This window comes from Limnothrix sp. FACHB-881 (genome assembly GCF_014698135.1).
GTDB lineage: Bacteria > Cyanobacteriota > Cyanobacteriia > CACIAM-69d > CACIAM-69d > CACIAM-69d.
The window spans coordinates 423,036-434,954 of record NZ_JACJSN010000001.1 but is presented as its reverse complement, the minus strand read 5'-3'; the positions used below and the strand labels follow the sequence as shown (position 1 = coordinate 434,954).

Genomic DNA, 11,919 nt, shown 5'->3' with positions numbered 1-11,919 from the left:
TTGTGGGGAAGGCGGTTTTGTCCGGCTTGTCGCCCCAACGGCTGAATTAAACCCGAAGGCATGGCCTGATCGATCGCGCAACCGTCCGAACGATCCGTGGCTGTGCCTTTGGTGCTGTTGGGGCGATCGTTCCTAATTTTGGTCTGGTTCAGCCTGGTTTACTGTTCAGCCTGGTTTGAAAGATTGGATTTGTTTGAGCTTGTGCAGATTGCTGCAAATTGCCGCAAATTGAGTTTATGTAGCCTGAATTTGCGCGGTGAAATTTGCGCAGTGGGATTTGCATAAAAATTTGTGCGTAAGAATTTGTGCGTAAGAATTTGCACGAATTTGAACTGGTGCAGAGAGAAGAGGCGAAACCACCCGTGACCGACCCGATTCATCGACTGGAGCAAGAATTGGCGGAGCTGAGCGATCGGTCTCGATCGCTGGCGGAGTCCTTATACGAGGCGGATTTGAGCTATCTGCGCACCTTGGGAACCGCCGCCGGTCAGCAGTTGATTTTGGCCAGCTACCGCATCTGTACCCATAAGTATCCTGAGCGGTTTTTGGCCCTGCCTTTTATGGAGCGCCAAAACCTACAGCAGGCCCTGCGACAGTTGGCCCGCGACCTGTCTGAACAGTTGGCACAAAACCTGGCCTTACCCATTCCCAAGCCCGAGCGAAAACAGCGGATTGTGAAGGTGGAGGCGATCGATCGACCCAAATCCGGCGGTCGCCGTTCGGCCAACGGATCAGACAACGAAGACAACGAGGGCCCCAGCACCGCTGAAATGGCGGCAGCCCTGGCGGCGGCTTTTAACTCGTTGGTCAATATTGAGTCGATCGAGCTGGAGGGGGATGATGCGGACGACGCTGAAGATCCTGAAGATGCTGACGACGAAACGAGCGATCGCCCCCGAAACGCGAACTCATCCAACGCAAACTCATCCTCAGGGCGCGATGACGACGATCTAGCAGCCGACCCAGAGGAAGCAGCCGACTCAGAACCGGAGTCAGATCCCGAACCCCGGCCCCCAGCGATCGACCTGGATGCTGGAATGCCCGAAGTGCTGGCAACGCTGGCAACCCACCCCAGCCGCGTGCTGCAATGGCATCGATCGCGCGAAAAGCTCACCAACAACACCCTTCGGGCCCAATCCCATCAGGCCAACGAACTATTGCGCTCGGCCGGCATTTTGCCCCGCAAACTCCCGCCCGCCATGCTGGACATTGCCGCAAAGGGAGACTTCGACGACTTCACCGGCAACTCGCCTAATCTGATTGAGCTGATCATGCAAGGCGAAGGCGATGACGATTCCGACAACGACAACGACGGAGCCACCCGCCTGGTGGCCGTGCATTTGCGCCTCTCGGAAATTCACTTTAGCAACCCCGACCTGAAGCCCCAGCGGGCCGCGATTCAACAGGTGCTGGAGCAGCTTGATCAACTCCGCACCCGCTACGAGAAGGTGCAACATCGCCAGGCGATCGCCTCCGCCGAATCCGCTTGGCGTAGTGCTTGGTTTGAAGACTAGGAAGGACTCGAGTTCATCAGCCAGCTAAAGATTTGCCTCAGGGATCAGCGCCCACCAACCCGATCACGCCTTGATCGCACCTCGATCGCGCCCGATTCCTTGAAAATCCATCACCACACACCCAACGCCTCATCCCAGGTGCTAGGTTATTGGGGATTTCAAACCCCCTAGCGCAACGTTGCCATGAGAATCCTCGTCACCGGAGGCGCGGGCTTCATCGGTTCGCACTTGATCGATCGGCTAATGAACGCCGGTCATGAGGTCATTTGCCTCGACAATTTCTACACCGGCCACAAGCGCAACATCGTTCATTGGCTGGGCCACCCGAACTTTGAACTCGTCCGCCACGATATTACCGAAGCTATTCGGCTGGAAGTGGATCAGGTTTATCACCTGGCCTGTCCTGCCTCTCCGGTGCACTACCAATACAATCCCGTCAAAACTGTTAAAACCAACGCGATCGGGACCATGAACATGCTGGGCTTGGCCAAACGGGTCAAAGCCCGGTTCCTGCTGGCCTCCACCTCCGAAGTCTACGGCGATCCAGAAGTCCATCCCCAAAGCGAAGACTATCGGGGCAACGTCAACCCGATCGGGATCCGCAGTTGCTACGACGAAGGCAAACGGATTGCCGAAACCCTCACCTTTGACTATCACCGCCAAAACGGCGTAGACATCCGCGTGGTGCGTATTTTCAACACCTACGGAACTCGGATGTTGGAAAACGATGGGCGCGTGGTCAGCAACTTCATTGTGCAAGCCCTGCGCGGCCAGCCCCTAACCATTTATGGAGACGGCTCCCAAACCCGCAGTTTCTGTTACGTGTCGGATTTGGTGGATGGGTTGATTCGGATGATGAACAATCCCGACCACACTGGCCCCGTTAACCTCGGCAACCCCGGGGAATACACCATTTTGGAGCTGGCCAAAGCCGTCCAAGCCCAGGTGGGTTCCGGCGTGGAAATTGACTATAAACCCCTGCCCCAGGACGATCCGCGCCGCCGCCGTCCCGACATTACCCGCGCCAAGCTGTGGCTGGGTTGGGAGCCAACCGTGCCCCTCGAAGAAGGATTGCAAAAGACGATCGAGGACTTCCGCCAACGGATTACCGCTGAAGCCTAAGGGGCAAGTTGGAACAGGCAGCGTCTCAAAACCATCCAGGAACCATCCGGGCCAGAAACCATCCGGGCGGTCGCAATCAACCGGACTGATGCCAGGCTCCAGGGAATACGGATCTCAGTTTGTCTGCACCCTTTGGCCCCAATAGAGCTGAATGGTTGCCGATCGCCCCAACTTGTAAGGACTCCACTTGTACAGAAGGTGAATTTATGCGTGTTTGTGTAATTGGAACGGGCTACGTGGGCTTGGTAACCGGAGTTTGCTTGGCGCGCACGGGCCACCATGTCACCTGCGTAGACAACAACGAGGAAAAGGTGAAGCTGATGAAGTCGGGGCAATCCCCGATTTATGAGCCGGGTCTGTCGGAACTGATGCAGGCGGCCATGACGGAGGGGACGATCGAGTTCACCAGCGACCTGGCTTCCGGGGTTGATCACAGCGACATCCTCTTCATTGCCGTGGGCACGCCACCCCTCCCCACGGGGGAAAGTGACACGCGCTATGTGGAAGCGGTGGCCCGGGGCATTGGCACTAGCCTGAAGAGTGGCAGCAACTATAAGGTAATTGTGAATAAGTCCACGGTGCCGATCGGCTCGGGGGACTGGGTGCGCACCATCGTGCTCGATTCCTTTAAGGAAAATTCGCCGGGCCAACCGGAGCCGGCCTTTGCGGTGGTCAGCAATCCAGAATTTTTGCGGGAAGGCTCGGCCATTTACGACACCTTCAACCCCGATCGGATCGTGTTGGGCAGCAATGACCCCAAGGCCCTGGGGATGATGAGCGAGTTGTATGACCCGATCGTCCGGCGTGACTTCGCAGAAAACCAAGCCCTGCCTCCGGTGCCGATCGTCACGACGGATTTGGCCTCGGCGGAAATGGTGAAATATGCGGCCAATGCATTCCTGGCCACCAAGATTAGCTTCATCAACGAAGTGGCTAATATCTGCGATCGGGTGGGGGCCGATGTGACCCAAGTGGCCAAGGGCATTGGCTTAGATTCGCGGATTGGCCCCAAGTTCTTGAATGCGGGGATTGGCTGGGGTGGTTCCTGTTTCCCGAAGGATGTGTCCGCCCTGGTGCATACGGCCAGTGACTATGGTTACGATGCGGAACTGCTGAAGGCGGCGGTGAACGTGAACCAACGGCAACGGGCGATCGCGATCGAGAAGTTGCAACAGACCCTCAAAATCCTGAAGGGCAAGACGATCGGCCTGTTGGGCCTCACCTTCAAGCCTGACACGGACGACATGCGCGATGCACCGTCCCTGATTTTGATTGAACAACTCAGCCGCCTGGGCGCAAAGGTGAAGGCCTACGACCCGATCGTTTCCCAAACCGGAATGCGCCACGGCCTCTCCAACGTCTATGTGGAAACCGATCCCGAGCTGCTGGCGGATGGTTGCGATGCGCTGGTGATTGTCACGGAATGGGAACAATTCCGCACCCTAGATTACGCCAAGATGGCCAAAGCCATGCACAATCCCACGGTGGTTGATGGTCGAAACTTCCTCGATCGGGCGGCTTTGGAGGCCGCAGGCTTCCACTACGTAGGCATTGGCCGATAAAGATCACCTTCAGGGGCCCCGGGGGCCCCTGCGATATACTGGCCCACAAGCGGTTTTGGCCGTCCCCGCCTTGGGAGGCTCTCGATTGCTCCCAATCCAGCTCCCTAGTTTTGTCCAAAACACCCTCAACACAAGCATGAGGGGGAGAGCAGGCGAGGTTTTTTACTGAGTTCTTGCGCCCGATGGCGCTGTTGCTGTTGCCCTTCAATTCACAGCATTACCGGTTCGCGGGGCACCTCGCGGGGCATCTCGCGGGATATGGCATCCTCGGCAAACGTCAGGGAATTGTGACCCAAGACAGCCGCGATCCCCATCCTCGGGGCGATCGCGCGGGAGGCAACTGTGGCTGAGATTGCCCAAACCCTCATCCTGGCCGTTTTGGTGGGCATCGGGGCCCAAATTGTGGCGGCCTGGTTGCGGCTGCCCGGCATCGTTTGCCTGCTGGTGTTTGGAATTAGCCTGGGGCGCAGCGGCCTCGGGGCGATCGACCCGCAACAGTTGGGGCCAGCCCTGGAGGCGATCGTTTCCTTGGCAGTAGCCCTCATTTTGTTTGAAGGGGGTCTGGGCCTGGAGTTGCGCGATGTGGGCAAAGTCTCCGGCAGCCTGCGCAACTTGGTGACGATCGGGACGTTGGTTTCCTTTGCGGGCGGCGGCATGGCGGCCCACTGGTTAGCGGAGTTTCCTTGGCCGATCGCCCTGCTCTACTCCTCCCTGGTGGTGGTGACCGGGCCCACGGTCATCGGCCCCCTGCTGAAAAATATTCAAGTCGATCGGCAGGTTTCAGCCCTCCTCGAAAGCGAAGGCGTATTAATTGACCCGATCGGGGCGATCTTGGCCGTCGTCGTCCTCGACATCATCATCGACGGCGGGGGCGACCCCAGCGCCATCCTGGCCGGCATGTTATGGCGCTTGGGATCCGGCAGTTTGATCGGTGGGTTGGGCGGCTGGGCGATCGCTGCCTTCCTGCGGCGGGCCCCCTTCCTCTCCGATGACCTTCGGAATTTAACCGTTTTGGCCGGAGCCTGGGGCCTGTATAGCCTGTCGCAACAAACCGCCAGCGAATCCGGCCTGATGGCAGTGGTCATTGCAGGCATTGTTCTCCGGGCCGCTGAGCTGCCTGAAGCCCGCACCCTACGCCGCTTCAAAGGGCAACTGACCCTGCTGGCCATCTCCGTTCTGTTTGTGCTGTTGGCGGCAGACCTCTCCCTCGCCAGCGTTTTCACCCTTGGTTGGGGCGGCTTGGCCGCCGTTTTGGTGTTGATGTTGGTGGTGCGCCCGCTGAACGTGTGGCTTTGCACCGCCGGTAGCGACTTTAATTGGCGACAAAAACTATTTGCCGGTTGGGTGGCTCCCAAGGGAATTGTTTCCGCGTCCGTGGCCTCCCTGTTCTCGATTTTGTTGACCCAAGGGGGCATTACCGGCGGCGAGTCCATCAAAGCCTTGGTGTTTTTGACGATCGCCACCACGGTCACCGCCCAAGGCCTGACGGCGGGCTGGGTAGCCGATTGGTTGCGGTTAACCTCCACGGAGCGGCGCGGCATCGCGATCGCCGGGGCCACGCCTGTTGGATTGCTGGTGGCACGGCTGTTTGCCGATCGCGGGGAAGCGGTGGCGATCGTGGAAACCGACCCGGAAGCCTGCAAGCAAGCCGAAAGCGCCGGATTCCGCGTGTTTTCCAGCAGCGCCCTCGACACGGCCGTTTTGGAAGCGGCCGGTTTGGAGTCCGTGGGAACGTTCCTCGCGGCCACCAGCAATGGGGAAGTGAATGCGGTTTTGGCCCAACGCGCCGCTGAAGAATTCGCCCCGCCTCGGGTCTTGGCCGCCGTTCCCACCGAAGAGAACAGCAACGGCAATGGCCAAGCCAAACGCAGCAGCAAGGTGCAACCCGCCTTTGCCACCCAACGCAGCCTCAAGGAGTGGAATCAATTGGTGAGCGATCGGGCGGTCAAACTCGGAGAAACGATCATGCGATCGACCGATTTAGACTTGCAACATGCCCATCTCACGGCCCTGATTCGCACCGGAGAATTAATTCCATTGTTGATTGCTCGGGACGATCGGCTGATGGTGGTTTCTGCCCACGACCCATGGTTAGCGGGCGATCGGCTCATCTATTTACTCCATGATCCCAAGCCGAAGCTCCTGCAAAGTTTGGCCGGATCTCGCAAGCCCGAATTCACGATCGAGCGGCTGCCTTCTGTGGAGGAGTTGCCCCTTGCCAGCGAAGCAATCCAAGAAGCCATTTAACTGGATTGTTAAGACCACCAAGCTTACCGCTTCGCTCAAAGTGACGCATATCAATATTGCCGATTTTGTCAGTGAAGTTGATGCAGATTCGCGATCGCACAGCTACCGGACTAATCCCAAATCAAGGATGCAGATACTGTGAGGACAACGACATTGATCGCTATAAATTAAATTTTGATCTCCAAAGCTACCGAACCCTTATGTAGAAATTGCACTTAGCAAATGAACCAATCAATTAGGAGGCTTTAAGATGTTAATTATGCCAGTGACAGAAACCGTTCCTTTAGCCATTGATGCTACAGGTGTCATTCGCGTGGGAGGAACCCGCGTGACATTGGACACAATAATTTTGGCATTTCTAGAAGGCAATTTAGCTGAGGAGATTCAAGAGCAATATCCTTCGCTTCAGTTGGCTGATATCTATTCTGTGTTGGGATATTATTTGCGACATCGATCGGAAGTTGATGACTATTTGCGATCGCGATCTAATTTGGCGGTAACAGTACAGCAAAGAATTGAAGCAACTGATAACCCAGTGGGTTTGCGCGATCGGCTGCTGGCGCGACAGATGAGTCACTAATTCACTTCTAAAGTATGAAGTTTCTTGCGGACGAAAATTTCAATAATCAGATTGTACGCGGTATTTTACGGCGCAATACCGCCATAGATATTGAGCGAGTTCAAGATGTGGGCTTGTCGGGCGTGGATGATCCTGCTGTTTTGGCTTGGGCTGCTGACGCGAATCGGGTGACGTTAACCCATGATGTGTCTACGATGGCGGGATTTGCCTATGATCGAGTCAAAGCAGGTCTGAAAATGCCTGGACTGGTTGAAGTTAGCCGCCGGGTAGCCGTTTCAGTGGCGATCGACGATATTTTACTCTTAGAAGAATGTGCGTTAGAAGAGGAATTAGAGGGGAGAGTTTATTTCTTACCGCTTCGCTAACCGAGTGAACACTTTCTCAGATCTTTCCTGGAATGGCGAATCGTTTAATGCGATCGATTGCTTCCAGGATATCTAGCAATTTTTTCTGATCGCTTCTCATAGGAAAATTACTTCATCCAAAACCCATTGGCTTTATTCAACCAAGTCAATATGCTCACTCTTGAGATCAAACCGGACAGTTAGCTCAAGAGAATCTGACTCTTTTGGATTCATTGAGAGAAATGCAAAATCTAGGAGCTATTTGGTGGCATAAACTCAACAACTTTCAACCTTTTCCAGAGGTACAAGATCCTTGGGTTGTCAAATACTGCCACCAAGAAACTGAATCATTAATTTTCTCACTGCCAGGTCTTTTCCCCAAAGCACAGTGGGTCAATAATTACTACAACATTGGATTGAGCTTTTAACAGGATTGCCGATGGTTCAGGCCATGATTGAACTGTTGGAGCAACTGGCCGATCGCTACATCAGCCTCTAGTCAACCCTCAGCCAAGCGCAATAGCCAACCGATCGCCCTAAAAATATTGAGCCTTGGGACAACCATGGCGGTAACCATCATCCCAAGGCCAACAGCAAGCAGCCGCTAGAATCGCTCGATCGAGCCGTGACTATTCGGAATATTCGTAAGTGCCGCCATCACAGACAGAAACGCTGGATTGAATCAAAGCTCCCCGACCCACACCATTCCCGGGGCCGAGCACGCCTTTGAAATCGTAGAGACAATCCTCGCGGCCGTCATCGATCGTGATCTCGATGGACTCGCCCGGATTGAGCACATCAGTTCCCAGAATGTCTGATTCCCAATCGTTGGTGCTGGGGGGAGATGCATAAAATTCTTCGAGCACCCGACTGGTGGAATTCGTCAGAGTGAAGGTCACCGACTGATATTCAGCAGCAGCGGGTTGTGCGCCCAGGGCCGAACCCACGAGGGCCACAGCTAGCCCTGCCAAGGAGGAGTGCCAAAAAAAGCGATTTTTCGCCATAGAACGTCTGAAGAAGAAGTGGATTGCAATTCAAGGGATTGCTGGGCCCCGTGATGGTGGCGGCAACCCTATCCATTGCGTCCATTAAGGTAGCCTACTGATCGGGAAGAATCACAGGGGGGATCAACAGCTTTCCAAAGCTGAAGCGATCGCCCGTTAACGCTCGTAAACCCCATTGGCCGGTCGATCGGCTGGTCAATGGGATTTATGAACCGGTTTCGCTAGATTGCGCCAGATTTTGCGCAGCTACGCGAGCATTACCAGATTTACTTGCTGGTCATGGTGAATGCACCATCCCACTCGGCCTCGGGAGGATTGGTCAGGTAATGCTGACAGCGTTGGAGTTGCAGTTGGGCGGCTTTTTCGTCCTTGTTAATTTCCAACACCATGCCGAATTCAGCCATGGCCCGGGCAAACTGCCGATCGAGATAGAGCCGCCGGCCGCGGCCGTAGTGATCCAGGATATCCAGCTTGGCTTGGGGCACTTCGCGAGCCAGGGGCCCTTCTTTGATGGCGATGATTTCGTACACCGAGACGGGCTTGTTCTTGCCCTTCACTTTGATGTAGTCCAGTTCGCGGGCCCAGAGTCGATCGGGGTTGCACTTGCGATAGGTGTTTTCGCTAATCAAGATGTCGCAGCCATATTGCTTGGTGGCCCCTTCCAGGCGAGACCCCAGGTTCACACCGTCCCCGATCGCGGTGAACTCCATCCGCCGACTGGAACCAATGTTGCCGCTAATCACTTCATCGGAATGCAAGCCAATCCCGATGCTGATTTCCTTCTTGCCCTGTTCACGACGCTTCAGGTTGAACTCCACCAACCGATGGCGCATATCCACCGCCGTTTGCACCGCCATCCAAGCATGGTCATCGAGGGGCAACGGTGAGCCAAACACGGCCATGATTGCGTCCCCGATGTATTTGTCGAGGGTTCCCTTGTGTTGGAACACCGCATCCACCATCGACTCGAAATATTCGTTGAGCATGGCCACCACCTCTTCGGCGGTCATGCTTTCGGTGATGGTGGTGTAGCTGCGGATGTCGGAGAACAGCACCGATACATCCTTGCGATCGCCCCCCATCTTGGTTTCACCACTGGCCAGGAGCTGTTCCGCCAACTCCTGGGTCATGTAGCGATACATGGTGCTCTTCAGGCGTTTTTCATCGCTGATATCTTCCATCACGATCAAGGCCCCGCGCACCTGGGTGGGATCGGCTGCGTCGGCGATCGTGTTCAGGGACAGGTTAACGCTATGTTCCTCCTGCTTGGCTTCCGGTTCCGGCTCGGGAACGATCATCGTCGGCTCGTCCCACAGGTCGTCATCAAGGCCGGGGGGCTTGGGCACGGGAGTTGGGGCAGGGGGCGGCGGCGGCGCTTCGATCAGGGTCGAAGGCATCAAGGTTTGGTCGGGGTAATATTGCCGGCGGGCTTTTTCCTCGCTGGCGGAAAGGGCCGCTTGCACCCACTGGTTAAACTTGTCGCCCCCTTCCCGATCGGCCTTGGCCTTCAGGCGCACCACATCCGTGACCGAAAGCCCTTCCAATTCGTCATCGGACTCCAGACCCAGCAGCTTTTTGGCGCTGTCGTTGGCGGCCAGGATTTTGCCGTTTTTGTCGGTGGAAATCACCCCGTCGGAGAGCGATCGCAGAATGTCCTTCTGCATTTGCTCCTGCTGTTTAATTTCCGCAAACAACTTGGCATTTTGCAGCGCCACCCCCGCTTGGATGTTGAAGGCTTCCATGAATTCTTGGTCGCTGCTGTCAAAGCTGGCTTTCCAGCATTCGGGGGCAGCGGGCCAATCGGCGGGATCGTAGGCGGGAAATTCGCCTTGGCGCTTTTTGTTAATGAGCTGGGTCACGCCGATCAAGTGCCGATCGGCATTAAACACCGGCATACACAACATGCTGCAAGTGCGGTAGCCGCTGCGCTGGTCGGTCTGTTTGGAGGTTTCGGAGTCGGGGCGATCGTACAGGTCAAAGTCAATTCGCAGGGGCTGACCAGACTGGGCCACTTGGGCGGCGAAGGCCGTGCTGGCCGCATCAATCCGAATTTCCGTGGGCCGACCGTTGATCGGAATTTTGGTCCAGAGCTGATTTTTATTTTCGTCGTAGAGCCAAAGGGTGCTGCGATCGGCCTGCATCAGTTCCTTGGCCTGATCCATCACATTGGCCAGGGTTTCTTCCAAGTCCAAGCTGCTCTTGCTCAGACCTTCCGTGGCCTTCATCAGCGCATTGGCCGCCCGCTGACGTTTGATGGCCGCGTAGAACGCCCGCGACGACTCCAAAATTAGACGGATGGAGGGAGCAAACTCCCGAAACACCTGCTCATCATGGCCGGTGAAGCCTTCGAGATCGATTTTGTCCGCCAGTCCCGTGCTCGGATCCACGCCGGGCTTCAGCTTGTTGATCAGTTGCACCACGGCCACGAGTTCTTCAAACTCGTTGAGCAGGGGCATTACCAGCATGGTGTAGGTGCGGTAATGGTTTTGCTGATCAAACTTTTTGGCGGCGGCCGATCGGGGATCGTTGTAGAAGTCGTAGGGAATGTTGATGACTTTGCGGGAGGTGGCCACTTCTCCGGCAATCCCGACGGTGGAAGGAATCCGAATTTCGGGTGCGCCCTTGGCCACCTTCGACCACAGCTCCCCGCGCTCTTCGTCTAACAGGTAGATGGTGGTGCGATCGGCGTTGAGCAGTTCCCCGGTTTTCAGGCTGATCGATTCGAGCATTTCCTCCAGAACCGTTTCAAACCCCCCTTGGTTGTCGTTGAGCACGTCCAACATGGAGAGGGTTTGGTTCACGACCCGGAGCTTGTCCTCCACGTCGGTGACCACCTGTTTAAAGGTGTCGCGCTTCAGGGGTGCGAGGAACGCCTTAAACCCGCCTTGGCGCGAGACCACTAACCCACCGCCGCCGCTGCTGGAGGGGCGCGGATTGGCTGGGGGCCGGCTGGCCTCGTGGGTGGCAGCGGTGTTATCCGTCACAACCTCGGTAGCGCGGGAGTCCGTGGCGACGACATCCACGACGGTGGCTTCGAGAATGGTGGCTTGGGCGATCGGTTGCTTAGGCGACGAGGGGGCCATAGATGCTCGGGAGATTATCGCTGCGGGTCAAGGTGCGATCGAAGCAGAATCAGCAGGGAAGTAACTTGAATGGGGTGCAAATAGGGTGCGCGGAGAAATGGGTCAGCGGTGGGTGGAGATTATGGGTGCGAAGAAACCTCAAACAATCACGGAACTGAAACAACTGGCGGGAGCGGCTGATGATCGATCGCCCTACTGGATGAGTCACCAGTGATTAACCGGTCAGCAATTGGTTTTTAAGACCATTGCCCGAACCTGAGAATTGGCGTGGATCGTGGCGTTTCTGAGTCCACGGATCTAGGGCGATCGCTTCAGAGATGCAATCCGAAGCATTGTTTTTACGCCCTAGTGTAGTCTGTTTATTCTATTTTCCTCAGGGGGCAACTTCGGTGGCTTAGGCCCGGGGCCATGAATGAAGCCGTGGTTGTGGGAGTCCAAGAGGCGATCAAACAAAATGGGCGAT

Annotated in this window: 9 protein-coding genes; 7 read left to right on the top strand and 2 right to left on the bottom strand. The window is 56.1% G+C overall.

Annotated elements, in window-relative coordinates:
- Window positions 1-362: 362 nt before the first annotated feature.
- From H6G52_RS01865 to H6G52_RS01835, 7 genes are all read left to right on the top strand, one after another.
- Complete coding sequence (locus H6G52_RS01865; protein ID WP_190526036.1) at window positions 363-1,514, top strand: hypothetical protein; 1,152 nt, start codon at window positions 363-365, stop codon at window positions 1,512-1,514.
- A 183-nt stretch (window positions 1,515-1,697) separates the two neighbouring features.
- Complete coding sequence (locus H6G52_RS01860) at window positions 1,698-2,636, top strand: UDP-glucuronic acid decarboxylase family protein (protein WP_099533023.1); 939 nt, start codon at window positions 1,698-1,700, stop codon at window positions 2,634-2,636.
- A gap of 206 nt (window positions 2,637-2,842) precedes the next feature.
- Window positions 2,843-4,198 carry a UDP-glucose/GDP-mannose dehydrogenase family protein gene (locus tag H6G52_RS01855; RefSeq protein WP_190526208.1) on the top strand — a complete coding sequence of 452 codons (1,356 nt, stop codon included), beginning with the start codon at window positions 2,843-2,845 and terminating at the stop codon, window positions 4,196-4,198.
- Between the two features lie 182 nt (window positions 4,199-4,380).
- Complete coding sequence (locus H6G52_RS01850; protein WP_158234409.1) at window positions 4,381-4,548, top strand: hypothetical protein; 168 nt, start codon at window positions 4,381-4,383, stop codon at window positions 4,546-4,548.
- Window positions 4,541-6,445: a sodium:proton antiporter gene (locus H6G52_RS01845; protein ID WP_099533025.1), complete on the top strand. Its 1,905-nt coding sequence runs from the start codon at window positions 4,541-4,543 to the stop codon at window positions 6,443-6,445. The genes H6G52_RS01850 and H6G52_RS01845 overlap by 8 nt, the downstream gene beginning before the upstream one ends.
- A gap of 250 nt (window positions 6,446-6,695) precedes the next feature.
- Entirely contained in the window at window positions 6,696-7,025 is a 330-nt protein-coding gene (locus H6G52_RS01840) for a DUF433 domain-containing protein (protein WP_190526034.1), read from the top strand.
- Between the two features lie 14 nt (window positions 7,026-7,039).
- The gene (locus H6G52_RS01835; protein WP_190526032.1) at window positions 7,040-7,390 is read left to right on the top strand and encodes a DUF5615 family PIN-like protein; all 351 of its coding nucleotides are present in this window, start codon (window positions 7,040-7,042) and stop codon (window positions 7,388-7,390) included.
- 608 nt (window positions 7,391-7,998) lie between these two features.
- Here the strand turns inward: H6G52_RS01835 and H6G52_RS01830 are convergent.
- Both H6G52_RS01830 and H6G52_RS18335 read right to left on the bottom strand, forming a co-directional pair.
- Entirely contained in the window at window positions 7,999-8,373 is a 375-nt protein-coding gene (locus tag H6G52_RS01830) for a hypothetical protein (RefSeq protein ID WP_099533030.1), read from the bottom strand.
- Between the two features lie 266 nt (window positions 8,374-8,639).
- A complete protein-coding gene (locus tag H6G52_RS18335) occupies window positions 8,640-11,456 on the bottom strand; it encodes an adenylate/guanylate cyclase domain-containing protein (RefSeq protein WP_199291401.1) in 2,817 nt (938 codons plus the stop codon).
- Window positions 11,457-11,919: the final 463 nt, after the last annotated feature.

Excerpts from the sequence above, each read along its gene's own strand:
- H6G52_RS18335 (WP_199291401.1), bottom strand. The coding sequence starts at position 11,456 with ATGGCCCCCTCGTCGCCTAAGCAACCGATCGCCCAAGCCACCATTCTC.
- H6G52_RS01855 (WP_190526208.1), top strand. The coding sequence starts at position 2,843 with ATGCGTGTTTGTGTAATTGGAACGGGCTACGTGGGCTTGGTAACCGGA.
- H6G52_RS01830 (WP_099533030.1), bottom strand. The coding sequence starts at position 8,373 with ATGGCGAAAAATCGCTTTTTTTGGCACTCCTCCTTGGCAGGGCTAGCT.
- H6G52_RS01840 (WP_190526034.1), top strand. The coding sequence starts at position 6,696 with ATGTTAATTATGCCAGTGACAGAAACCGTTCCTTTAGCCATTGATGCT.
- H6G52_RS01850 (WP_158234409.1), top strand. The coding sequence starts at position 4,381 with ATGGCGCTGTTGCTGTTGCCCTTCAATTCACAGCATTACCGGTTCGCG.
- H6G52_RS01835 (WP_190526032.1), top strand. The coding sequence starts at position 7,040 with ATGAAGTTTCTTGCGGACGAAAATTTCAATAATCAGATTGTACGCGGT.
- H6G52_RS01860 (WP_099533023.1), top strand. The coding sequence starts at position 1,698 with ATGAGAATCCTCGTCACCGGAGGCGCGGGCTTCATCGGTTCGCACTTG.